General features: G+C 38.3%; 26 protein-coding genes and 1 rRNA gene. 6 read left to right on the top strand and 21 right to left on the bottom strand.

The window, feature by feature from the left end; all coding sequences use genetic code 11:
• Positions 1-89: 89 nt before the first annotated feature.
• The 6 genes from IEV27_RS00130 to IEV27_RS00105 form a co-directional block, all read right to left on the bottom strand.
• A complete protein-coding gene (locus IEV27_RS00130) occupies positions 90-2,783 on the bottom strand; it encodes a DNA translocase FtsK (protein ID WP_188375439.1) in 2,694 nt (897 codons plus the stop codon).
• Positions 2,784-2,940: 157 nt separating this feature from the next.
• Positions 2,941-3,546 (bottom strand): YtpR family tRNA-binding protein, encoded by a 606-nt coding sequence (gene ytpR / locus IEV27_RS00125; RefSeq protein ID WP_188375438.1) that lies wholly within the window; start codon positions 3,544-3,546, stop codon positions 2,941-2,943.
• A 2-nt stretch (positions 3,547-3,548) separates the two neighbouring features.
• Positions 3,549-4,367 carry a DUF1444 domain-containing protein gene (locus tag IEV27_RS00120; protein WP_188375437.1) on the bottom strand — a complete coding sequence of 273 codons (819 nt, stop codon included), beginning with the start codon at positions 4,365-4,367 and terminating at the stop codon, positions 3,549-3,551.
• A 117-nt stretch (positions 4,368-4,484) separates the two neighbouring features.
• Entirely contained in the window at positions 4,485-4,802 is a 318-nt protein-coding gene (locus tag IEV27_RS00115; RefSeq protein WP_188375436.1) for a thioredoxin family protein, read from the bottom strand.
• A gap of 33 nt (positions 4,803-4,835) precedes the next feature.
• Positions 4,836-5,852 carry a PTS sugar transporter subunit IIC gene (locus IEV27_RS00110; protein ID WP_188375435.1) on the bottom strand — a complete coding sequence of 339 codons (1,017 nt, stop codon included), beginning with the start codon at positions 5,850-5,852 and terminating at the stop codon, positions 4,836-4,838.
• Positions 5,853-6,045: 193 nt separating this feature from the next.
• The gene (locus IEV27_RS00105) at positions 6,046-6,576 is read right to left on the bottom strand and encodes a hypothetical protein (RefSeq protein ID WP_188375434.1); all 531 of its coding nucleotides are present in this window, start codon (positions 6,574-6,576) and stop codon (positions 6,046-6,048) included.
• A 155-nt stretch (positions 6,577-6,731) separates the two neighbouring features.
• Here IEV27_RS00105 and IEV27_RS00100 point away from each other — a divergent pair, with 155 nt between their 5' ends.
• Positions 6,732-7,172 carry a YtoQ family protein gene (locus IEV27_RS00100; protein WP_188375433.1) on the top strand — a complete coding sequence of 147 codons (441 nt, stop codon included), beginning with the start codon at positions 6,732-6,734 and terminating at the stop codon, positions 7,170-7,172.
• Between the two features lie 43 nt (positions 7,173-7,215).
• Here IEV27_RS00100 and IEV27_RS00095 read toward each other — a convergent pair whose 3' ends face one another.
• Positions 7,216-7,719 (bottom strand): DUF84 family protein, encoded by a 504-nt coding sequence (locus IEV27_RS00095; RefSeq protein ID WP_188375432.1) that lies wholly within the window; start codon positions 7,717-7,719, stop codon positions 7,216-7,218.
• An 89-nt stretch (positions 7,720-7,808) separates the two neighbouring features.
• Positions 7,809-8,876 (bottom strand): M42 family metallopeptidase, encoded by a 1,068-nt coding sequence (locus IEV27_RS00090; RefSeq protein WP_188375431.1) that lies wholly within the window; start codon positions 8,874-8,876, stop codon positions 7,809-7,811.
• A gap of 146 nt (positions 8,877-9,022) precedes the next feature.
• On the opposite strand from IEV27_RS00090, the gene IEV27_RS00085 reads away from it, so the two are divergent.
• On the top strand, positions 9,023-9,340 hold the full coding sequence (locus IEV27_RS00085) for a PepSY domain-containing protein (RefSeq protein WP_188375430.1): 318 nt from the start codon (positions 9,023-9,025) through the stop codon (positions 9,338-9,340).
• Positions 9,341-9,382: 42 nt separating this feature from the next.
• Here IEV27_RS00085 and IEV27_RS00080 read toward each other — a convergent pair whose 3' ends face one another.
• Positions 9,383-10,237: a YtnP family quorum-quenching lactonase gene (locus IEV27_RS00080; protein WP_188375429.1), complete on the bottom strand. Its 855-nt coding sequence runs from the start codon at positions 10,235-10,237 to the stop codon at positions 9,383-9,385.
• 63 nt (positions 10,238-10,300) lie between these two features.
• The gene (gene trmB / locus IEV27_RS00075) at positions 10,301-10,942 is read right to left on the bottom strand and encodes a tRNA (guanosine(46)-N7)-methyltransferase TrmB (protein WP_188375428.1); all 642 of its coding nucleotides are present in this window, start codon (positions 10,940-10,942) and stop codon (positions 10,301-10,303) included.
• Between the two features lie 266 nt (positions 10,943-11,208).
• On the opposite strand from trmB, the gene IEV27_RS00070 reads away from it, so the two are divergent.
• The gene (locus IEV27_RS00070; RefSeq protein ID WP_188375427.1) at positions 11,209-11,373 is read left to right on the top strand and encodes a hypothetical protein; all 165 of its coding nucleotides are present in this window, start codon (positions 11,209-11,211) and stop codon (positions 11,371-11,373) included.
• 56 nt (positions 11,374-11,429) lie between these two features.
• Here IEV27_RS00070 and IEV27_RS00065 read toward each other — a convergent pair whose 3' ends face one another.
• Both IEV27_RS00065 and IEV27_RS00060 read right to left on the bottom strand, forming a co-directional pair.
• Positions 11,430-12,230: a phosphotransferase family protein gene (locus tag IEV27_RS00065; protein WP_188376767.1), complete on the bottom strand. Its 801-nt coding sequence runs from the start codon at positions 12,228-12,230 to the stop codon at positions 11,430-11,432.
• 163 nt (positions 12,231-12,393) lie between these two features.
• On the bottom strand, positions 12,394-13,326 hold the full coding sequence (locus IEV27_RS00060) for a diacylglycerol/lipid kinase family protein (RefSeq protein WP_188375426.1): 933 nt from the start codon (positions 13,324-13,326) through the stop codon (positions 12,394-12,396).
• Between the two features lie 84 nt (positions 13,327-13,410).
• On the opposite strand from IEV27_RS00060, the gene IEV27_RS00055 reads away from it, so the two are divergent.
• Positions 13,411-14,418, top strand: coding sequence for an EAL domain-containing protein (locus IEV27_RS00055; protein WP_229734774.1), 1,008 nt, complete (start codon positions 13,411-13,413; stop codon positions 14,416-14,418).
• Here the strand turns inward: IEV27_RS00055 and IEV27_RS00050 are convergent.
• From IEV27_RS00050 to IEV27_RS00030, 5 genes are read right to left on the bottom strand one after another with little or no spacing between them, the layout of a single operon-like run.
• Entirely contained in the window at positions 14,408-15,316 is a 909-nt protein-coding gene (locus tag IEV27_RS00050) for an NERD domain-containing protein (RefSeq protein WP_188375425.1), read from the bottom strand. The genes IEV27_RS00055 and IEV27_RS00050 overlap by 11 nt on opposite strands.
• Positions 15,301-15,870, bottom strand: coding sequence for an RNA 2',3'-cyclic phosphodiesterase (thpR, locus tag IEV27_RS00045; RefSeq protein ID WP_188375424.1), 570 nt, complete (start codon positions 15,868-15,870; stop codon positions 15,301-15,303). Before thpR ends, IEV27_RS00050 begins: the two co-directional genes overlap by 16 nt.
• Positions 15,867-17,039 (bottom strand): MFS transporter, encoded by a 1,173-nt coding sequence (locus IEV27_RS00040; protein ID WP_188375423.1) that lies wholly within the window; start codon positions 17,037-17,039, stop codon positions 15,867-15,869. The genes thpR and IEV27_RS00040 overlap by 4 nt, the downstream gene beginning before the upstream one ends.
• A gap of 21 nt (positions 17,040-17,060) precedes the next feature.
• On the bottom strand, positions 17,061-18,434 hold the full coding sequence (gene pepV, locus IEV27_RS00035; RefSeq protein WP_188375422.1) for a dipeptidase PepV: 1,374 nt from the start codon (positions 18,432-18,434) through the stop codon (positions 17,061-17,063).
• Between the two features lie 3 nt (positions 18,435-18,437).
• Complete coding sequence (locus tag IEV27_RS00030; RefSeq protein WP_229734889.1) at positions 18,438-19,427, bottom strand: potassium channel family protein; 990 nt, start codon at positions 19,425-19,427, stop codon at positions 18,438-18,440.
• A gap of 163 nt (positions 19,428-19,590) precedes the next feature.
• Between IEV27_RS00030 and IEV27_RS00025 the strand changes: the two genes are divergently transcribed.
• Entirely contained in the window at positions 19,591-19,830 is a 240-nt protein-coding gene (locus IEV27_RS00025; RefSeq protein WP_373868059.1) for an HTH domain-containing protein, read from the top strand.
• A 36-nt stretch (positions 19,831-19,866) separates the two neighbouring features.
• Here IEV27_RS00025 and IEV27_RS00020 read toward each other — a convergent pair whose 3' ends face one another.
• The gene (locus IEV27_RS00020; RefSeq protein ID WP_188375419.1) at positions 19,867-20,592 is read right to left on the bottom strand and encodes a pseudouridine synthase; all 726 of its coding nucleotides are present in this window, start codon (positions 20,590-20,592) and stop codon (positions 19,867-19,869) included.
• A gap of 15 nt (positions 20,593-20,607) precedes the next feature.
• Positions 20,608-22,227 carry a putative polysaccharide biosynthesis protein gene (locus tag IEV27_RS00015; protein ID WP_188375418.1) on the bottom strand — a complete coding sequence of 540 codons (1,620 nt, stop codon included), beginning with the start codon at positions 22,225-22,227 and terminating at the stop codon, positions 20,608-20,610.
• Positions 22,228-22,331: 104 nt separating this feature from the next.
• Between IEV27_RS00015 and IEV27_RS00010 the strand changes: the two genes are divergently transcribed.
• Positions 22,332-23,591 (top strand): BaiN/RdsA family NAD(P)/FAD-dependent oxidoreductase, encoded by a 1,260-nt coding sequence (locus IEV27_RS00010; RefSeq protein WP_188375417.1) that lies wholly within the window; start codon positions 22,332-22,334, stop codon positions 23,589-23,591.
• Positions 23,592-23,617: 26 nt separating this feature from the next.
• Here the strand turns inward: IEV27_RS00010 and IEV27_RS20175 are convergent, their stop codons facing one another.
• Together IEV27_RS20175 and rrf are read right to left on the bottom strand one after the other, a co-directional pair.
• The gene (locus IEV27_RS20175) at positions 23,618-23,878 is read right to left on the bottom strand and encodes a protein YuzH (protein ID WP_507762582.1); all 261 of its coding nucleotides are present in this window, start codon (positions 23,876-23,878) and stop codon (positions 23,618-23,620) included.
• Between the two features lie 124 nt (positions 23,879-24,002).
• A 5S ribosomal RNA gene (gene rrf, locus IEV27_RS00005) occupies positions 24,003-24,116 on the bottom strand.
• Between the last annotated feature and the right edge of the window lie 143 nt (positions 24,117-24,259).

The following is a 24,259-nucleotide window of genomic DNA, read 5'->3' as shown; positions in this document are numbered from 1 at the left end:
AGGTTCATTCACCAGAGTGATATTCTTTGTTTATCATATAGAATTAAGACCTTTTTAACAAGTCTACTCGTTCTAGTCTTCTTGATTTATCAAACCATCATATCTTCTACTTGCTGTGGCGTTAGCAATACATCACGAGGTTTACTGCCTTTAGCTTCTGAAATAATTCCATAATCCGCCATTTGGTCGATGAGGCGCGCTGCCCGATTGTATCCCACTTTAAAACGACGCTGAAGTAATGAAGCACTTGCCCCGTTCTGTTCCATAACAAACTGAACGGCTTGTTCAAAAAGTTCATCTGTAGCTTCTTCGTTTGAAACTTGCTTTATTAATTCTTCCTGCTCAAATAAATAATTCGGTGGAGCAATCTTCTTCACGTAGTTTGTCACTCGTTCAATTTCATCATCTGATACAAAGGCTCCTTGAATACGCACAGATTGACCTGCCCCATTCTCTATAAACAACATATCGCCTTTTCCTAATAGCTTTTCAGCTCCACCGGTATCAATGATCGTACGTGAATCTACCTGAGATGAAACACTAAAGGCAATTCTCGTAGGAATATTAGCTTTAATCAGACCAGTGATAACGTCAACTGATGGACGCTGTGTAGCTAGCAGAAGATGAATTCCACAAGCTCTTGCTTTTTGTGCAATTCGACAGATCGCATCCTCTACATCTTGAGGAGATACCATCATTAAATCAGCAAGCTCGTCTATTACGATTACTAAATAAGGTAACTTCTCAGCCCGCCGTCCTTGCTGGATCATTTTTTCATTGTAACGTTCTACATCCCTTGCTCCCTCGGCTACAAATTTTTCGTAACGTTCTTCCATTTCCTTTACCGCCCACTTTAATGCAGACGTAGCCGCCTTTACATCTGTAATAACAGGAGAGACTAAATGAGGAAGCCCATTATATGGAGCTAACTCTACCATTTTAGGATCAATCAGCAAAAACTTCACATCATCATAGTGAGCTTTATAAAGCAAGCTAATGAGAATCGTATTGATGCATACACTCTTTCCAGAGCCAGTTGCTCCAGCAATTAAACCATGAGGCATTTTCTTTAAATTGGTTACAACCGAATCACCGCCGATATCTAACCCTAACCCGACAGATAGTGGTGAAGAATCATGTATAAAAGCGTCTGAAGCAAAAATCTCCTGCAGACCAACCATTTCAGGTTTACGATTAGGAACTTCAATACCAACAGCTTGTTTGCCTGGGATTGGAGCTTCGATTCTAATATCACGAGCTGCCATACTTAACTTAATGTCATCGGCCAAATTAGTGATTTTACTTACTTTTACTCCTGGCTCAGGCTGTACTTCAAATCTAGTTACTGCCGGGCCTTTCATGGCATGGACAACTTTTGCTCTCACATGGAATTGACGCAGCGTATTTTCTAACAACTCCATTTGAGAACGAACCCACCCCTCATCTTCTGAAGATTTTGGATTTTTATCATTTAATAAATGAAGTGGAGTTGCCTGTTGAAGAGGACGCTCTGAAAAACGTTCATCGTTACTATTCTTGTGACTTCGAGTTCCCTTATTTAGAGTTTTTTTTTGTTGGTCTCTAGAGCGTTTATCTCTAGGCGTCATCACTACATTAAATGGAACACTTTTTCTTTCTACCTTTTTTTCTTTAAATGAAGGTCTGCTTTCTCTCTTTGTTTCGTTATCCTCTTCTTTTGGATCTTTCTGCTCTACAAGCCCCTTTTCTTCTCTACTATTCTCTAGAACTGGTGATCCATCTTCCACTTGCTCATTTGTATGCACTTCTCGCTCTGTCTTCTCAATGATTTCTCCAGGCTTATCCGAGGTTTCTGTAACTTGGAATGGATGTTGTTCTTCTATTTCCTCAGTTGCATGGGCTTCTTCCTCTTGTTTCAAAACGCTTTCTTCAAAGTTAAACGGGTTTTCTGTATCTTGAAACGTACGCTGTTCTTCTATTTCCTCAGTTGCATGGACTTCTTCCTCTTGTTTCAAAACGCTTTCTTCAAAGTTAAACGGGTTTTCTGTATCTTGAAACGTACGCTGTTCTTCTATTTCCTCAGTTGCATGGGTTTCTTCCTCTTGTTTCAAAACGCTTTCTTCAGAGTTAAACGGGCTTTCTGTATCTTGAAACGTACGCTGTTCTTCTATTTCCTCAGTAGGCGTCTCTTCTTCCACTTCAAAATCAACACTTGCCGCGGCTTCTGTTTCTGCTTCATCCTTTTGTTCTTTCGCTCGTTTACTTGATTCTATTTTTCCTAGTACACGTTGACGAACACTTTGCCAATGCTCTTCATCATAACGTGATTGTTCCATGCGTGCAGTTTTTCCAGTGTTTTCGACTTTATCCGCTGGTTTTTCATAATTCGTTGCTGGTGTGGAACGTGGATGAAACCCATATACAGGTGAAGGGACGTCAGTTGGCGTAAAAGGAATAGAGGAAGTCTCAGGCAACTCCTCTTCCTTCTTATCTTTATTTTGACTTTCATAACGATACCTTTCCTGTGAATGTTTTGGTTTTGACGTTTCTCTATCTTGATTTTTATTCCTCTCTCTTCTTCGAACCGGACGTTCACTCTGCTCTGTTTGTTCCGTTGATCCCGATTGATCCGGAATAACAGGAAAGCGAAAATTACCTTGCTTTGGATATCGGTAGGTCATCTTTGTATTCGCGTTTAATTCTTTATGCTCTCTCTCTTTGTTTAGCTGTTTCGATTCTTTATAATCACGGTTTTGCTCATCATCAAAGAAGCCTTTAAATTTATTCTTAAATTGATTCCACATGATATTCTCACACTTTCCTTTTCTCTCTATATAAGTATTGGTAACTCTTATTTTAACAGGTTTTAATCAAAAATTGGTTTACATTCTATTTAAAATTTTTTAGACAAATAAAAAGAAGCAAAGGGCTTAGTTCTTAAGGTCCCTTTGCTTCTCTCTATTAAAATTCGAATGGTTGTCCAGGTTTTTCTTCACCAGTTAAAACAAGAATGCCTTTTTCTTGTGGAGCGTCCTTTAAACCAAGTTCTTTAGCCGAACAGATCATTCCAGTAGATGGTACACCGCGAAGCTCAGCTGATTTTATTGCCATGCCACTTGGCATTACAGCTCCTACTTTCGCCACTACTACGTTTTGGCCTTTTTCTACGTTTGGAGCACCACAGACAATTTGCAGGGTCTCTTTCCCTACATCTACTTGGCAAACACTCAGCTTGTCTGCATTTTCGTGGGAATCCTTTTCTATCACATGACCTACTACAAATTTTGGAGATAGATCAAAGTCTAAAGAATCCTCTACGTTATTTTTGTTAAATAACGTCTGTAATTGATCTAGGATTTCTTCGGTCATTTTAATTTTGCCGTGCTCGGCAAAATTAAAATAGTTAGAAGCCTGGAATATATTATATCCAAGTAAAGTACCGTCGTTTTGATCTGTAATTTTCACAATATCACCGAACGTTTCGTAAGTTGCGGCTAGTCGTTCTCCCTGTTTCACAGGTATAATTAATACATCTCCAATACCATTCGGGTTATAAAATATATCCATTCTTAATCTTCCTTTCGCTTATCCTTTGGTTTTTTCTGGGCCAAGATAAATATTGGTTCTAAGGTCTTATCTTCGTATAAGAAGGAGAGAGAAGTTACTGGTACCGTTCCTTCAGCAAAGAATTTCATCGCCATTTGGGCTAAAATGTCATAACCTTCAGGATTCTTTATATCCGCAAAAATAATGACATCTTGATGCGGAATGCTTATGGCTAACTCACCTTCAAACTCTGCCTTCATTTTTTCAAGCAACACTTCATTTAATATTCGGCTCGCATCATAACCGTCACGTGTTGACTGAAAGTAAAAATCATTCCCATATACTGTATCCTTCTTCATATCTACTGGAAGAGATCGCACATTAAAGCTTGCTACCTCTTTTAAACGGTCTTCAGACCAGTTTTCACGTTCCACCATTTCTTTATCAATGAGTTGATAGGATTTCCCTAGATCGAGGGCGTAATAAATACGGGTTTCCGCCGTATGCTCTGCGTATACAAGTTTCTTCCCGCTATCTGTTTCAGTGGGAAAGGATCCAGCACGAATAACTGGGAAAATATTTTTCTCCTTGCCATTTAACGAATGAGTTTCATTCATGATACGAAGCGCTTCTTCTACATGGTCCTCCAACTCTTCTACCGCAGGTTCGCCACGTCTTTCATATTTAGCAATAACGTTTGGGAGCGTAATGGTAATTCCTTTACCAGAGTCTATCCATTCAATCCGAAATGTATCTTTATCTCGATTAAAAATGGTTTTCCATTCTTCTCTTTGAAAACGATCTTCTAGAATTTTCTTCATTTTTATACTCGTTATTTTCATGTCTAGTGTTCCTCCTTAGAAATGAAGAGGTTTAATCCGTTGTCTATTTTAGCACAATTTGCTGTAAGAAACGAAAACGATAACTAAAAAGAAAACAAGCTGAACAATGCCAGCTTGTTACACGTCAAGATTTTTAATGAATTGTTCAATTTCTTCTTTTGTCTTAGCGTCTTTACTGACAAACCTTCCAACTTCTTCACCGTTGTTGTAAGCAAGAAAACTTGGAATACCAAATACATCATTTTCTGCACAAATATGAATGAATTGATCTCGATCTACATAAACGAAAGTCCAATCCGAGAATTCCTCTTCAACCTCTGGGAGAATAGGCTCGATGACTCGACAGTCGGGGCACCAGTCCGCTGAAAATAGTAATATAGCTTTGCTATCATTAATTATTTCATTTAATTGTTCATCAGATTTTAGATTAATCATATCAGCACCTCCGCTTGTTATTTTAGCATAAGTTTATTCATAATCAATTACCATGTCTCCTGGTTTAATCCACCCTTTTCTCCTAAACCATACAGCAAGAAGTAAACTGATAACGGCAGGCCCTATAAAATGCAGTAAAAGAATTCCCCCAACAACTTCCCATGAAAAGCCTAACGATTCAAACGTCATTATTTGACCAACGAACCCACTCGTCCCCATGCCTGCACCTGCTGCATTATTTTCAAATTGAAACCAAACTGTCGCAATAGGTGCTAATAATGCACCAGCAACAGTCGGAGGAATGAGTATAACTGGCTTTTTCACGATATTAGCCACTTGCAGCATTGATGTTCCTATGCCTTGGGCAATCGCTCCTCCAATTCCATTGTCACGATAACTAATTGTGGCGAAACCAATCATTTGAGCGGCACAACCTACCGTTGCAGCCCCCGCTGCAATTCCATCTATGGATAACATTAAAGCAATGGCTAAGCTTGAAATAGGAGCGGTAAGTGCGATTCCCATCAAGACAGCTACAAGTATTCCCATAATAATTGGCTGTTGTAAAGTCGCCCAATTAATTACTTGGCCGAATCCTGTCATAAATTGATCGATGGGTGGACCGATGAAAGATCCTACTGTAAAACCAATAACTATAGTAACGAACGGAGTTAGAATAATATCAATTCTCGTTTGTTTACTAATTATTTTTCCACACTCTGTAGCGATTAAGGCAGATACATAACTGCCTGCAGGTCCGCCGAGTTCTGCACCATAAGCTCCACTAAACAGTGCAGCGAAAATAACAAGAGGCGGAGCTTTTAATCCGTAAGCAATAGCTGCTCCAATCGCTCCACCCCATATCTTGGAGTCCATTGCAAAGCTTCCCATATCTTTAAAAGCATCTATATTTAACTGTCCACCAATTGTCTGTATGATCAACCCAATGATCAGAGAAGAAAATAATCCTAATGCCATGTAACTTAAAGCCGTTATAAAATAAGCATGAAACGAAATATGTACTCCTTTTTTCTTCAGAAATTCATTCACTTACCTTTCCTCCTTTCGACAACGATTTTATATTACACGAAGTTTTTACAAGTGTAAAGACACTTAATAGATAAGTAGTTATTCTACTCTTTTCTATTAGTTTTTCCACATATTTCTTTATTAAACAAATCGAATACCGTCTTTCCCCCTTAAAAATTAAGAAAACTCCCACTAGAAGCAGTGGGAGTTTTCTTTAATCTTTCGCATAAGATGATGAGTATTTCACAGAACCAGCCATCTTCATCATTTGATGAGCATCTGCAGCCAAGTTCTTCTTCGATGTATACGTCGTAATTTTAGTACCACCTGCACCTACTTGCAGCTCATATTTTTGTTCTTCGTTCATAGGAAGCACCCTCACATAACCAAATTTCTCCCCATCTTCAAAAGACTCCATCAACAAACGGTCATTAGATGGTAAAGCTTCATTGTAATGGAACCGGCTCATCTCACTTTCTCTCGAATTAATGAATAACAGATACGTTTTGTCTTCACCCTCTTTTATGACGATATTATTCATTTCATTTTCCTCAATTTTCATAGAAGCAGGTAAATACATAGAAATAGTACTGTCTTCATAATTCGTGGTGCCGTTTACTTCTTTAAAAGCCTCCTCAACTTCTACCTTTGTATCGTCAATGGCTTCTTCTTCAGACACACCAATGCTGCATCCCACTAGAGATAACATAGAGATTGATAGTAGAATAAAACTTCTCATATCCATTCGTAATTCCCCCTGATCAATATTCCCAAAATACATCATACTATGAGCCTAAAATATCGCAAGTGAAATTTTTGACAATTTGAATGGGTATGACTAGACATATTTGTAATTCTGTGAACATACTAAACATAGAAAACTAGAGGAGGGATTATCCGATGGAATTTACTGTATATTTAGCTGGTCAAATTCATGATAACTGGAGAGATGAGGTAAGAACGAAGGCAAAAGAAAGAGATTTACCTGTTAACTTTGTCGGCCCTCAAGAAAATCATGAACGTTCTGACCATGTTGGAGAAGACATTTTAGGAGAACAGCCTGATAAAGTATTCACAGATGATGCTGCATCCGATATAAATAATTTTAGAACTCAACTTCTCCTAGAGAAATCAGACGCAGTTATCGCTCTGTTTGGGGAAAGCTACAAACAATGGAATACAGCATTGGATGCTGGATTAGCTTTAAAAGGAAACAAGCCATTAATTTTAGTTCGTCCTGAATCGTTGGTTCATCCATTAAAGGAATTATCAAACCAGGCAAATGTTACTGTAGAGACAATCGATCAGGCATTAGACGTCTTAGCCTATGTATATGAATAAAAGAAAGAACATCCCTGCTTAATAAGGGATGTTCTTTTTATTGTTATTGTTGATCACGTTCCCATTGACCTTTTAGAAGTTTAACAACGTGAGTAAACATTTCTTCTCGTTTGATAACCCCATTGGTGAAAATCCCTATCGCTCCTTCATGTTTACTTACGTTAGCACTTGAAGCATAAGCATCCATGAGTTCGCCTAGTTCTCTACCTGTTTTTAATCCTTCTTTAATTTCATCGGGGAGAGGAATTCTAGCTCCGCTTGCTCGATAAACATTTTCTTTCTGATCGACTAGTACTCCCCAATTACAAAGGAACAAGTCGTCATCAATTTCCATAACGCCGCCTTCAAGACCAATCCCAAGTTCACTTTTTTTCATAATAGCGCACTCCCGAGCCCTATTCACAGCACCTTCTAATGTTTCTTCATCAGAAAAAGGTTGAGCAGCTACTTTTGACTCGACTTCTACACTTGATACATCATCGTTTGAGAATACACGTTTAACTGCTTCTACTTTTGTAGGATTGGTCGATCCAATATAGATCTTCACTCAACGTCCACCTGCCTCACTCTAATCTCGTTTCCTTATCTTAACACAAAGCCGCATAGGCTAGCAGCCGTATGCGGTTTATTTTTTCATTATCCGTTTGCCTTAATATAATCAACGGTATTTTGATCCGTTGATTTCACTAGACGTACGATTAATTCTTTAGCTGCTGCATAATCATCTACATGAATAATAGAAGAAGAGGTGTGGATATACCTTGAACAAATTCCTACCACTGCGGAAGGAACGCCATTGTTCGTGATATGCACCCTCCCCGCATCGGTTCCCCCTTGTGAAATAAAATACTGATAAGGAATATCATGCGTTTCTGCAGTATCTAAAACAAAATCTCTCATTCCTCTATGAGTAACCATAGATTTGTCTAATATTCTTAGAAGTGCTCCCTTACCTAATTGACCAAACTCTTTATCATCACCACTCATATCGTTTGCAGGCGAGGCATCTAGCGCATAAAAAACATCCGGATCAATCATATGAGAGGACGCTTGAGCTCCGCGCAATCCAACTTCTTCCTGCACAGTAGCTCCAGAGTATAGCTGATTTGGTATTTTTTCGTCTTTTAACTCTTTAAGCAATTCAATAGCCAATCCGCAGCCATAGCGGTTATCCCAAGCTTTAGCTAATATCTTCTTTTGATTAGCCATCGGAGTAAAAGGACACACAGGAACAATTTGCTGCCCTGGTTTAATACCGATCTTCTGAGCATCCTCTTTATCATCGGCTCCAATATCAATGAGCATGTTTTTTATTTCCATCGGTTTCTTTCTCTGTTCAGGTGTTAAGTTGTGAGGAGGAATAGATCCAATAACTCCAGTAACTGGCCCCTGATCAGTTATAACTTGAACACGCTGAGCAAGAAGGACTTGATTCCACCATCCTCCTAACGTTTGAAAACGCAGCATGCCATTCTTTGTAATTTGAGTAACCATAAAACCCACTTCATCCATGTGACCAGCAACCATCACTCGAGGACCTTTCGATTTTCTAACACCAAAAACTCCTCCTAAACCATCTTGAATCGTTTCATCTGAATACTTGTTCAATTCTTCTTTCATAAACTTCCGCACCAGATGTTCGTTACCAGGAGCACCAGGCAATTCAGTAAGCGTTTTAAAAAGATCTTGGGTTACTTGGTTCATTATGTACATCTCCTTTATTTCCATCTTCTTATAGTTTACCTAAAAATGCCTTTGGTTTCTACATTATCGATTGTAGGTTTTAATTTCCTTTTAATGAGAAATCTAGTATACTGAGTGTTAGTATATTGATTAGAGGTGAGTGAACTATGAATTGGAAAAAAGTTGCCATAGCCGCTGGTGTTGGAGCACTTGCAGGTTATGTCGTAAAAGAACAAGTAGCTAACAAACAAGGCGTCACTCCTGAAAAAGCTCTAAAAATCGCCAAGGAAGCTTTTAAAAAGCAGGGGCCGATTAGTGGTTCTTGGATTTACATGAAGCCTGAGGAATTAAACAAAAACGGGATTAATTACGACGTTTACCGCGGAGGAATTTCTAAGAACCAAGATGGGGAGACATCCCAGTATGAATTCTTTATTGATTCTGAAACAGGTACTATTATTGACGTAACTGAACAAACGGCTTAAAAAGACTACACCCCCGACTTTAAGAAAGTCGGGGGTATTTATTTAATCATAGGAAGATTGGGGACGTGCAAGCGATTCAATGACATTTCCCTTTTCATCAAATTTCAATGCTCGATAGTATGCATCGTGATAAAACGTATACCAGGCTCCTTTGCGGTAGCCAAGATTCATCCACTTTTCTTTTTGATGCACCGACGTCACTGGGTAATCGTCATACGCTAATGCCCATAATATATTTTGATGGGCATGAGTTGGCATTAAGTCAGCCATATGAATGAAAGTTTCGTCACCATCTTCAAAGAAAAGGATAGAGTGCCCATCACTATGCCCGCTTGTATGAATCATTTTTAACCCTTCAACAATTTCAGCTTCTTCTTTAAACGTATGTACCTGGTGAACAATTGGTTTCCAATTATCTTCCCAGTACGTATTCACGGACCGTATGTTAGGATTTCTCATTTCGTTCCACTCAACCTCGCTTGTGTAAATTTTAGCATTAGGAAAAGCAGGAACTAGCTCACCGTCCTTCCACTTGGTCAGCCCACAAGCATGATCGAAATGTAAATGAGTCATACAAATAATATCAATATCTTCACATGTTAATGAATGGGTTGAAAGTTCCTCAGTCAGGTTGGACTCTTCCCAGACTCCAAAAATTTTCTTTTGCTTCTCTGATAACTTATCATTTCCAATCCCTGAATCTATTAACACATTTAAACCATCTACCTGAAGCAAAATCGGGTCAGTTCTTAACTCAATTTGATTGTCAGCGTTTACCGAATATTTCTTACTCCACAAGGCTCTTGGAACTACACCAAACATCGCACCACCGTCTAAATGAGTCACTCCTCCATTAAGCCAAGCTAGCTTCGCCTTACCAATTTTTATCGATTCCACCAACGTCACCTCCATGAACATAGCTTCATTCTATCATAAAGAAGAGGCGGGTTGTAAGCGTTATCACTTCTGAAACCTAGCTTTACATCTATAGATCGGCTGGCCTTTTTCAGAGAATTTTTCTTCGTACTCTGTTTTGACATTGAGAGGATCGTTTAGCTCATGGAGATCTAAGGAAAGTTCTTCAACGATCATTCCATATTTAGAAAAACTAGCTACAGAATATTCAAAAAAACCTCTATTATCCGTTTTTAAAGTAATTTCGCCTTCTTCTTTTAATACATCTTTATATTGATCTAAAAAAGCGGGAAATGTTAATCTTCTTTTCTCATGCCGAGTCTTAGGCCAAGGATCAGAGAAATTTAAATAAATGTGGTCAACCTCGTTTGTTTGGAATAAATCCCTTAAATCTTGAGCATCTTCATTAAGCAGACGGACATTTTCTGCCTCTGAATCGAGAACTTTCTTTAATGCCCCTACGATGACACTTTTTACTCGCTCTAATCCAATAAAATTCACTTCAGGGTGTTGTTTACCCATTCCAGCAATAAACTGCCCTTTACCAGAACCAATTTCTAAATGCAGCGGCTGTTCTTTATTAAAAGCGGATTGCCATTTCCCTCTATATTGAAAGGGCTCTTGAACGACAATATGGCTATTGTCTCTCATATAATCGTCTGCCCACGGTTTGTTACGTAATCGCATATAACTTTACCTCCTTCTTTTCTTTACAAATCTTATCACGAAACCCCTCCCTATAAAAGTTTTTGTCAAAAATGCAGAAATCAGAGGTATCTAAGGGTATAACCCCTTATCTCTTATTAATTAGTAGTTATTCCTTTTGCAACGAATCATTTCCCAAGTAGATCGTTAATACGAAGAAAAACGGGTGTTGGGTTGAAAACGCTTACTGATATATGATTAAGAAAGTGTTATTATATATAATTATTTGAGGAGTGAATGTTTCTTTTATGAAATTATTACGTCAAACGACTGAATTGTCTGTTGTAGCCATGTTTTCCGTCCTTTTCGCAGGTTATGCTGTTTTTATATACCCTTTTGAAAAGCTTAACGAAAAACTTAGCTCTGAAGTTCGTGAAAAGAAAGTTAAATATGCGACCTTTTCCCAAGGTTAATAGCCATTAACATAAAAAGAGCGATCCTTTTTTCTTACAAGGATCGCTCTTTTTATTTATGGCAAAATGTTATGATGACTCATCATATTGCCTAATTTTTGAATTCTTATTTCAGCTTCGTTGTATTCTCCACGCATCATATGCCATTGGATAAATGACAGCGACTGGGAGACAGCGTACCATTTCATCCGCTCCATCAAATGATCACTTTCAATGCCACCATATTGATTCATCCAGCTATTCCAGTTTTCCTTAGGGATATAAGTAAAGAGCAGCATCCCTAAATCCAATGCCGGATCAGCAACCATAGCATTGTCCCAGTCAATCAAATAAAGCTGATTATCCGATGAAAGCAGCCAATTATTATGATTGGTGTCACAATGACAAACGACGTGTTGATCATGATGGGCACGATTTACGTTCTTCTCTAAATATTTTATCGCTTGATGAATTTCTAATCGTGAATCCACGTGATCAAGGACTTTTTGATTTTCTTTAATATCTTGTAGAATCTCATCTGGCGTTAGAGGATGCTTCCCTAGCCTCATGAGCATATCTAAAAGTTCAGTCGAGTGATGAATTTTACTCAGCAAAGCAGCTACTCTCGGATGCTTCATCTCTTCTGTGTTTAATTCTCTTCCTTCTAACCATTCTTGAGCAGTGATGACGTCACCATTCTCAAGTCTTTTCGTCCATACGAGCTTAGGAACAATTCCCTCCGCAGAAAGAACGGCAAGAAAAGGCGAGGAGTTACGTTTTAAAAATAAACGTTTTCCTTCATTCTGAGCGTAATATGCCTCCCCAGTGGAACCTCCAGCGGGAGTAATTGTCCAGTTTTGACCTAGTATATGCTCCAACCAATTCACCTTCAATTCCTCAATTCTTCCTGTGATAGCTCACGTTTTAGTACTACAATTATATCGTATTTCACAAAATATCTGTAGTTCATCTTACACCGTTCAAAATAAACACCTTTTAACAGGTTAACTCAAAAGCGGATCAACTTTCAAGGAAAACTTTTTAGTCAGTTAAAATTACTAAAGCATGATCTGTTTTCTTTACATGACATTCCTCACACCGGTATGACTGCCCATCAAGCTGTAGAAGTATTGGTACTGTTGACTTTATGTTTATAGAAGAACCACTCAATTCATGAACTTTTCTCAGTTTAGTATGAACCCCCATAAATACAGATAAAAATAAAACAACTATTCTCCATTTAGCTAAAGGTTCAATGAGTATTACAGAAAATGATGAAGAGTTTACATCTGCCTTAGGTGCTATTTTCATACCCTTACCAAAAAAGGGGTGATTAGCGATCGTTGTTAACACAAATGATTTGTACTTTACTCTTCTACCATTTATATCGACCTCTGCTTCTACATGTTTAAATTTTTTCATTGTCTTAAAAAGAGCAATCACATATTGCAGCCTGCTTATACGCCACTTTTTCACTTGCTTTCGGAAGTGAGAGTCATTAGAAAGAAAAGCAATTTCACTATCTAAACCTGTCCCTAAACTATTTAAAAAATAGTAATCCTTCGTCTTTTGATTATGATGAATGCATGTAACTTGGCCAATTCTAATTCGAGAAGCATTGGGACAAGTTACGAGCTTCCTAAATAGTTCCACACCTTGTAAACGCAGGCCTAATCCCCTGGCAAAATCATTCCCTGAGCCTGAGGGAATAAACCCAATCGGCAGGTCTGGGTAGTTTATTAATCCATTTACTGCTTCATGAAGAGTACCATCTCCGCCGATGACTATAATGCCGGTAACAGGGGTATGATGGGTTCTAAGCACAGATTCGATAAGTGTTTTGCCATGGCCCGCAAATTCAGTTTGAAAGGAACGGCAATTTTTCAAAGTAAACAGCTCATCCTTTTGAATCGCCTCAAGCAATCGCTTGGCTTTTCCATTGCCGGCTTTTGGATTAGTTATGACAATATACATGAGTCATTTCTCCTATGTAAAGGCATATTATTATACAACTATGGTATTATTCTATTATACTACGAATAAAAAGGAGGATTTCAAGTGGCCGTTGATTGTCAATTTTGCGGAACGTCTGTCTTGTTACCTGACACAGGCGCCGTCGTAGTAAATAAACAGAGAGAACAGTCAGCCTTTCAACTTCCTGTTCATTACGAAGATCAGGATCGCATTATTCATAACTATCACTCTCAATCCCAGCTTCTAGAATCCCTACATATAATATTTCAGAAAAGCAACCCAAATGAGTGGATTCATATCCTTAACAAAGATCACTCACAATCTTTCCCTATTAATGTTCAACATCTGTATGAGCGAATGAAACATCCCGAGCTAGCTTCAGTTATTTATAAAGGGGCTTTCAAGTCTCACCTGCAACCCATCGTTTATTTAGAAGACTACAATATTTTTGGGTATGAATCTCTGTTACGTACAACAACGGCAAACGTAAGTCCTGGAGATTTATTTTCGTTCGCTCATAATGCCGGCCTGCATTCCATGCTGGATCAAAAAGCAAGACGAGCCGCTGTACAAGCAAAGTCAGAGCAAATTGATCAGGGCCAAAAAATATTTATTAACTTTTTACCCTCTACTATTTATGTACCTGAATTCTGTTTAAAACATACGTTTCAAATGGTTAAAGAATTCGACATTGATCCAAAAGATATCATTTTTGAAGTAGTGGAAACTGAGAAAATAACGGATGTTAATCACCTGAAATCAATATTCGATACGTACAAGGCATCTGGAATGAAGGTTGCATTAGATGATGTAGGTGCCGGATTTAGCACGTTGGAGATGCTTACACTCCTTCAGCCCGATTACGTTAAAATTGATCGATCGTATATACAAGATTGTCATCAAAATCTAGAGCACCAAAACTTCTTAAAAGAGGTGATAAACCGCGCGACCCACTTTGGCATTTATGTATTAGCGGAAGGAATTGAAACGAAAGAAGAAGCTGATTGGCTGCGATCTGCTGGAATCCATTTTGGGCAAGGTTATTACTTCGGGAAACCGTCAACTAACCCGCAAAAGAAAATTACTCTTTAGTGTTATCAGATTCCCATTCTGGCCTTTTCACAGCTATCGTCCTTGTATGGTTCAATAATTTTTCAGTTAGTAACAGCTGTCCGTGCTTTAACGGCGTGGACAGCTTTCTTTTTTCTGTTAACCATTCTTCAAAATTGTGTTGGTCTACGTACGAAGTTAAGTATGGTTCTTGTAAAGCTGAAATAGTAACCTCGGGGGCTAATAGAGTGAGTTTGAAATTAATGGCCAGGTCATATTTTTGAGCGATGCTTCTTAGAAAAGTTTCGGTGCGTTTTAAGCCGATTAACGGGCTAAACATGGTTTTCTGTGTGCCATCCTTTTCTACATACCATTGGTATTGTGTATGAGGAATAATAGTATCTGCGTCTACATCAAGAAATGTAATCACCTCTACTTGATGAGGACCGATAACTATAATCTCTGCTTCCATGGGAGCTTTTTTAAATTTCACAATAGGTTTATACATAATTAAATAATGATCAGGGATGCGCTGCAATAACATTTTTAGTTGAGAGTCATCTTGAAGACTAGCGTCAACAAATGATTTTTCTAAGAGAGTGGTGCTTGCCCACTTCAGTTGGAAGGGGTACAGCCCATCTAGAAAATACTTTTTTAAAGCATTTATATTCTCAGGTTCCCAATTTTTCTCTACTGTTTTCTTCTCTTCTTCTTGGTATGCTTTTTTGCGCCCAAAGAAGCTTTTCAACTTTGATGGGGGGGCTTTCACATCCTCCGTATCTTGGTCCTCTTCCTCTGCATTTATAAACTCTCCATTTTCCCACTTACTTTTTAGTCTTATCCAATTGTCTTGTTTGAGACGAATATATTTCGCAGGATAGTGGTAAATATCATTTTCGTATCTTGAAATATAATCATAAATCTTTATAAGTTGCGCCACCGTCCATCCTCCTTTAAATTGAATGTAGCCACAATTTCATATTTAGGCTTGCTTCTAGGATGTATTTTATAAATGTGGAAACGATCGATTTTCAGTGCTATCTCATCATTAAAGTCGTCCGTCCCTTTATATAGTGGGGATTCACCGTCCTGCCATTTTTTCGCTAGTGTGATATGAGGCGAATAGTCTCTTTTTTCCCTTGGGAAACCTAGTAACTCTCCGATTTCTTCAATTCTATTCTTCATTTCAAGTAACAATGGTTGTCTTTCAACTTTTACAAAGAAAACTCTTGGACGCTTCTTATCACCGAAGGTTCCTGCAGGTCCTATCTTTAAAGAAAAAGAATAAAGTGCTTCTATTTTAGTTAATTGGGCTGCCCATTCATCGATTTGTTTCTTTGTACATGCTCCTAAAAACTTTAAGGTAATGTGAAGATCATTTGGGTTCGTCCATACTTTATAGCTCATGGAATGAAGCAGCTCTTGTTGCCAGCTGGCACATTTCTCTCTTACAGAGCTCTTTATCGGAATCCCTATAAAATAATGTGAACTCATGAGATTAACTCCTTTACTTCAGGCTTTGTCCACCTTTGAACGACGAGGACAAGTACAATACCTATCATAGACATAATAGAAAAGAATCCATACATGCCATTTACATTCCATACATCGATTAAAAAGCCACCCATAAAAGTGAAAAACGCATTCCCTATTCCATTTCCCACTGCAGAATACAATCCCACTGCCGTCGCTCTTACCTCCTTAGGAGCCAGCTCTCTCACTAAAATAAGAGCTGCCGGTATGTATAAGCCCACAGATAAGCCTTGAGCAATAGTAGTTAAATAGACAACGGTAGTCGAAGGATCAAAGTAATATAATAGCCACCTTCCCGCAGAAACGGCACTTCCTGTTATTACAACAGTAATGACTCCTAATCGATCAATAATCAACTGAGAAATCTTCATAAATGGCGCTTCACTTCCAGCTGCAAGTAAAAAGGCAAGTCCAACTCCAGACAGTGTCCCTCCCACGGTTAAGATGAAAGTGCCAAAATAGTAGTTATTCGCCAGTATTGGACCAAACACTAGAAAATTTGACACGAGGAAGAGTAAAAAAGGCTTTTGCTGAAGTAAAGTTGTAAGTCCAGTGCGGAACGAAACAGTAACTTCATCCGCTCTCTTAGGAAACTGAAATAGAGTAATGAGTGAGAAGAGTAATCCAATAGAAAAGAAATAAAAGATCCAACTGAGCGAACCTGTTTCTTCCGTTACTCTTCCTACTATAAATACAGCGATTGCAAAACCTACGGCTCCCCATAATCGAATATTTCCATATTGTTTACGATGAGATTGAGAAAAGCTTAAACTAAGGCTGTCCGATAAAGGGACGATACCAGCTTGAAAGATAGCAATGATTGCAATACCGGCTAATAATACCGGAAACAATTGTAAAGCGGGATAGAAAAGGCCCAGTAAAGATGCTGAAGAGGCAGCCACCATCAATAAGATACGGGGCCTACGTGTATAATCACTCAACATTCCCCATAAGGGCTGAATAAAAATTGTTATGATCGGGAGCGCAGCAATAACCATTCCAATTTGCGTATGGCTGAGGCCTTTTTCTTCTTCAAGAAATACTGAAAGAAGCGGAAAGAGAGCCCCAAACCCGAAAAAAGAAAAGAAATAAAAAGCTTGAATGAATCGGTATGTTTTTTCGACTTTCATAAGTGGTACCTCATTATTCTTTTATTTACTTAGTTGATAGATTGCTTCAGCATAAATAGCAATGGCTTTAACCATATCTGCTACCCTAATGTGTTCATTAGGTTGATGGGCTGTATCAGGGCTGTCTTTAAATAGCGCACCATAAGCGACTCCCGATTGTAAAGCTCTGGCATATGTGGCTCCGCCTATAGCTTGTGGGACTGCAGTATCATTTGCTTTCTGATTATAAATTTTCAACAAGGTTTGAACGTAAGGATGATCTTTTTCAACGTGAAGCGCTTTGAGATGGTCATAGATGTTTAATGTTCCTTGTCCTTTTCCTGCAAACCTCTCTAAAGAAGCGACAATTTTTTCGTAATTTAACGAAACTGGATAACGAATATTGAGGCCCACTTGACACTCAGCTCCCATACTCCATTTCACGCTTCCTGTATTACATGTTAGCTCCCCTGAAACTGCATCTTTAAACCTACCATCAAACCCATTCCCATCACTAGGAGATAAGGAATGAAGTAAATGCTCTACGATCGTTTGATGGGGAGTTTCCAACTGTAGGCTATTTAAAAAGCCAAGCAATTGTAATGCTGCATTTACACCTGCTTCAGGAGTACTTCCATGCGCCGTTTGACCAAACATCGTAATCACATACGTATTGTCTTTCTTCTCGAGCGATCCTTTTAATTGTTGATGATTTAAATAACTTTGGAAGTAGGGTTCTATATTTTCGTGATAATTCAATGTCGCGGTTGCTTGTTCGGGAACCATATTCAATCGGTCGCCACTAAAAAAAGATAGTAAAGCATGGCCTTTAACTTCCGGAACAGAAAAAGTCACGTAAGCATCAATTAATCCCTTCTCAGCATGAATGACAGGAAAGGAAGCGTCGGGAGTAAAGCCAAACTCTGGCATCTCCTCTTTAGTAAAATAATAATGAATGCCTTGCCAATCTCTTTCTTCATCTGTTCCCATAATTAATCGTACCCTTTTATTCGGTACAAACCCTTCATCTTTTAATAGCTTCATTGCTATATAAGCTGCTACAACAGGACCTTTATCGTCTTGTGCACCACGAGCGTAGATATTCCCCTGCTCAAGAACTGGCTGAAAAGGGTCACTCTTCCACCCTTCTCCTGCAGGAACGACGTCTAAATGGCCTAATATACCGATTAATTTCTCTCCTTGTCCAAATTCAATATGACCTGCATGCCCATTCACATTTTTTGAAACAAAACCGTCCTTTGCTGCCATACTGAGCATATAATTCAGGGCTTCATCGATCGATTTTCCATAAAGATACTGATCGCTTTTTTTATAAATACTTGGGATTTTAAGAAGTGGGAATAACTTATTTACAAACTGGTCCTGATAAGATTCGGCAAGCTGAGAAAAATCCATAAGTTAGTGCTCCTTTTTTTTAATTTTTTCATACGTTTCATAATCACAAACGACATACAACTCAGCACCTTTTGGAATCTCTTCCGTTAAGCGTCGGTTAATCGTTAAATCATTACGATCCGCAATTAAGGTAGCTCCTTCTTTTAATAAATCTTGAAAAGCATCTCCATAGGTCTTCCACCTATTTTGAACAGAAATGTGAAATAAATCGTCACCGACTGAACGGCTGAGCAATTGACTATATATACCTGAAACCCCTTTTCTAAAAGCTGAACGAACCGCAAGAGATGAAATGGTTTCATTAGAGATAATAAATTCATCCACTTTAGCATGTTGAAAATTCTTAATATGCCTCTCTTCCATAACCTCAACGACTGTATGCACCCCAGGAGCTACCGTCTCAATCGTAGAAGCGATGAGCAGCGTCTTGCCATCGGTCATTTGATCATTTCCTAAAGAATCATCAGCAAATATAAGGACAGCTTTCGCCTGTGTAAGATTAGCTTTTAATAAAGTTGATTCTTCTGATGCGTTGCCTCTTATGTAATGAATGTTCTCAGTCAATAGTGGAGCTTCTTTAAGCTCATCTATAACAACGATTTCTACATCTTTTTTCGTGTCAGTAATCTCATTTACCGCAAATCGAGCTTTTTGTGACCATCCAATAATAATAAAGTGTTGACGATCCTTATACACAATATCACCTTCCACTCTTTTTTTTCGAAAAACTGTAAGTCCATCAATGATTTTTCCAATAGCTACTCCAATGAGACCAATTCCAAAGATATATAAAAAAATCGCGATGATCCTTCCCGCTGCTGTTACAGGATAATAGTCACCATAACCCACGGTTGTCACTGTAGTCATAACCCACCAAAACCCATCAAATAAGGTGGGAAAAGTATCATTTTCCACGATAACGATGAATATGGTAGATAATAAAACAAGTACAGCACTGGAAATAAACAATACATAATTGTTAATCTTAACCATTTTCAAAAAAAGTCTTCTTAAAATAAACAATTTAAATTCCCCTTATTAATATGTAAATTTCGTGAATTATCTGTTAAATCCGCTCGTGAATGTAGCCCTTTTGCACATGGTAGTGTAAAATAAAAATGAATTATGAGATTCACTGGCACCACAAATTCCTCTAATGATAATAAGGAGTGGTTTTTTGAATCATCCATCATCCCGTATGTTAAACCGAATTAAAGCCGTTTACATGTTTATTCATACGAATGGACCTGTAAGTACAGCCCAGCTGGCTGATGAATTTGGACTTACGGACAGGACGATGCAAAGAGACATAAGCATTTTGGAATATAACGGACTCGTATGCAGTCCGATTCGTGGAAAGTGGACAACAACTGAAAAAAAAGTAAAAATCTCATAGTATGTAAAGGAACACCCAGACAACCTGGGTGTTTTTTTAATGATCAAGATTTGTTAATTCTTTTAAATATTCAATTTCCTCGTCTCTTAATTCTCGATATTCACCAAGTTCCAAATGTTCATCTAAAAGTAAGTCTCCCATGCTTACCCTTTTTAAATAGGTGACTCTTTTTCCAACAGCCTCAAACATTCGTTTAACTTGATGAAACTTGCCTTCCGTAATAGTGAGTAGAATTTCTGAATAATGGCCAGTTTCTATTATTTCTAAATCAGATGGTTTCGTCACATAGCCATCATCCAGTGTGACCCCTTCCCTGAAAGCCTCAACATCCTCTTCTGTTACCTTTCCTTCAATTTCTGCAAAATACGTCTTACCGACATCCTTCTTAGGAGAGGTCAACCGATGAGCGAGCTGCCCGTCATTTGTAATCAGCAGCAACCCTTCTGTATCCTTGTCTAATCGACCTACAGGAAAAGGTTCAAACAGGGCATCCTCTGGCTGCAAAATATCAATTACAGTCAAGTCATTCGCGTCTTCTGTAGCGGAAACGACATCCCCCGGCTTATTAAGCATTAAGTAGATAAATTCTCGATACTCTACAACCTCTCCATTAACACTTACATCTTCTTTTTCAGGATCCACATGAGTTTTAGGGCTCTTCTCTACCTGATTATTGATGCGGACATGGCCAGACTTCAGCAACTGCTTGACTTCCTTACGTGTTCCGTACCCCATATTTGCTAAAAGCTTATCAATTCTCATTACTAATCATTCCACCTATCTTCGCTTTAAAAATTTATCCAATACTCGGACGCGTCCGCCTAAAATACGTTCTAATAATGTTGTCTGATAGGCCATCCACAAGTATAGTAATCCCCCTAGACCTGCACTAATCATCAAGATAAATAACGCAGCGAGACGATCATCTAATGGATTCCAAACTAGACCAAAACCGAATTTTACGATCCATACGATGAAAGCCATTATTGTCGTTAAAATAAGAATGAGTAAGGTACGCTTAAAGACAGGTTTATACGAAAACTGAATCCCTCTGTTTATTCTCCACAAGTTTAGAGATAATGCTACTAACACAGCAAGACCTGTTGAAATAATCGATCCTTTTGCACCTAATGATATGATAAACAACGAGTTTGTGGCTAATTTTATAAACAATCCTGCCCCCAAGCTGACTAAGGCAAAATTTTGTCGGTTAATCCCTTGCAAGATCGCGGCAGAAACTGTATACGAAGCAAAAAGTAAACCGACAGGGGCGTACCATCTTAGTAGACTACCATAATAATCTACATTCTCGACTCCATAGAAGGAACCGTAAGCTTCATAAGCCAATACAGCTAATCCTACGACCGCTGGAATAATAAGCAAAGCCACAATTTGCAAAGCTTGGTTAATTTGATGATTGAGCTGATTCATATTACTTTTTGTAAATGATTTTGTTATCGCAGGCAGCAAGGCAAGTGATAGCCCGATTCCTAAAGTAACCGGAATAATAACGAGTTTGTGACTAAGGACGTGAATCGCTGATAAAGATGCCCCGGAAATGTCGCCTAAACCTGCTGTGGCCATCGCTTTATTAAATGTAAATTGGTCAATCAGCTGATAAAGTGGAGTAGCAATCCCCACAAGTACAAATGGTCCCGCATAACTAATCAATTCTTTAAACATTGATTTTTTCGATAGATCATACGAATATTCCTGATTCTCCAACTGACGATCTAGATAAGGTTTTCGTTTTTTCCAAAAAACAATTAATACGAGAAGTGAAGCAATGCCACCTATAAAGGCAGCAAATGTAGAATAACCAATCGCTGTTGGAATTGATCCTTCAAATACGTATAACACTAAGTAAACAGAAACTAGTAGAAAGATAATACGAACAATTTGCTCAATGACTTGTGAGATACCCGTAGGAGCCATGGATTCATTTCCTTGAAAGAACCCTCGAATAATACTCATACTAGGAATGATCAAGAGAGCAAATGCTACCATTCTTATGACCATTGCGGTGTCTTCTACGGATGCATTCGTATCTTCATTTGACAAACTAAATTGAGCAATAGGTTCAGCACTTAAAAATAAAATTAAAAAAGTTATGATTCCTGTGATGCCCATTAGCTGCATGCCAGATTTAAACATATCTCTTCCTGTTTGATAATCTTCTAGAGAGTTATACTTTGAAACAAATTTTGAAACAGCCATAGGGACACCAAGTGTAGATAAACTTAACAAAATGTTGTATGGTGTATAGGCGTAGAAATAGAGCTCCATTCCTTCAGGGCCTACCATCTGTTCAAAAGGAACTGTGTAGATCATCCCTAAGAATTTGGACAGAAAGGTAGCGCCTGTTAAAATCATCGTACCTTTTAATATTTTCGACATAGTTTTATCTTCACCTTCAATTATTTTAGAGTCAACTTTGTCTATTTTATCATAAAACTTCAGAAAACATTGAATGAGAAGAATTAAAGAAAGGAAGAATCAACATGTCCTATCAAGTAATTGTAATCGGAGGTGGTCCCTCTGGGTTAATGGCAGCGATAGCTGCAGCTGAGCAGGGGGTCAAAACCTTACTCCTCGATAAAGGGAAAAAATTAGGGACAAAGCTGGCTATATCAGGGGGAGGCCGTTGTAACGTTACTAATCGACTGCCTGAAGAGGAAGTAATTAAACATATACCAGGAAATGGCCGTTTCTTATACAGTCCTTTTTCGATTTTTAACAACTACGACATTATAGAATTCTTTGAAAACTTAGGAGTTTCTTTAAAAGAAGAAGATCATGGAAGAATGTTTCCGGTAAGCAATAAAGCAAAAGATGTGGTAAATGCTCTTCTTACAAGATTAGACGAATTAAATGTGGAAGTACGTACGAGCACCCCGGTTAAAGCTATCCACTATGATGAACCTCAACATGAAGTCATTCTAACTTCTGGTGAGAAATTAACCACCCAATCGCTGGTATTAGCTGTGGGCGGGAAAGCAGTCCCTCATACTGGTTCAACAGGAGACGGATATGCCTGGGCAAAAAAAGCAGGTCATACCATCACTGAATTATTTCCAACAGAAGTTCCTCTCTTATCAAATGATTCTTTTATTAAAAAGAAAACGTTACAAGGTCTTTCGCTGAGAAATGTGGATGTTTCTGTACTAAATCACAAAAACAAAAAGATTGTCACACATAAAATGGACATGCTTTTCACTCATTTCGGTGTATCAGGTCCTGCTGTATTAAGGTGTTCTCAATATGTGGTAAAGGAGTTTATGAAAGGCCGCCGGCCAGTTACTCTTGAAATTGATTGCTTGCCTGATGAGAGAGAAGAAACTCTGGTTAATGATTTACAATTACAAATGAAGAATAATGCTAAGAAATCATTCAGAAACCTTATTAAAGGACAGCTTCCCGAAAGGTTGCTAGATTATCTCTTAGAAGTTGTAGAGATATCCCAACATGAGAAAGCTGCTAATATTTCTAACCAGCAGTTACATCAGTTTGTAAAACAAGCTAAACATTTTAAAGTTCATATTCACGAATCTCAACCTATTGAGAAAGCATTTGTTACAGGGGGAGGGGTATCCATTAAAGAAGTTGTGCCAAATACATTGCAATCTAAACTTATGAACCGATTGTATTTCTGCGGGGAGATCCTGGATATTCATGGTTATACAGGAGGTTATAACATTACTGCTGCGATGGTTACAGGAAGAGTAGCAGGAATGCATGCGGCTTATGAATCCATGGCATAGTATATAATGGAAAAAGTCGAGAAGCTTTACATACTTCTCGACTTTCTTTTGAGATATTCGCTTTTCCTACCTAAAACATCATTTATTAAATACTGCATCTCTTCTCTATCCTCATTTGTAATAATAGGATCCCTTTCGTCCCAATCTAATGTATATATAATATAGAAACGTCTGATTCGTCTAAAATAGATAACAGAATTAGGGAATTTGCTATAGTAACCTCTCACCATTTTCTTTCGTGAGTAACTCCATCTAAGTAGTCTAATAAAAACACTCTCCCCGAACATACATTCTCTTCGAGAAGTATAAGGCTTATCGATTAAAATTTCAATAATAAAACCAATATTTTCTAAAAGAATAGCAAAAATAAAAACCCTTAGAAGATCTTTATCTTCTAAGGGTTTTTACGTGACGTGGCAGCGTCCTACTCTCACGGGGATCGACCCGACTACCATCGGCGCTGAAGAGCTTAACTGCTGTGTTCGGCATGGGAACAGGTGTGACCTCTTCGCTTTCGCCACCACATCTTTTGTTTCTTGAGGTGAACCCTCAAAACTGGATAAGACCTTTCGGACATCATGTCATCAAACCTTTTTCACAAAGGGTAATAGTTAAGTCATCGATTGATTAGTATCCGTCAGCTGCACGTGTCACCACGCTTCCACCTC

It is taken from the genome of Halobacillus andaensis, from assembly GCF_014636475.1.
Classification (GTDB): domain Bacteria; phylum Bacillota; class Bacilli; order Bacillales; family Halobacillaceae; genus Halobacillus_A; species Halobacillus_A andaensis.
The sequence above is the reverse complement of the archived record's forward strand: the minus strand, read 5'-3'. Positions and strand labels throughout refer to the sequence as shown.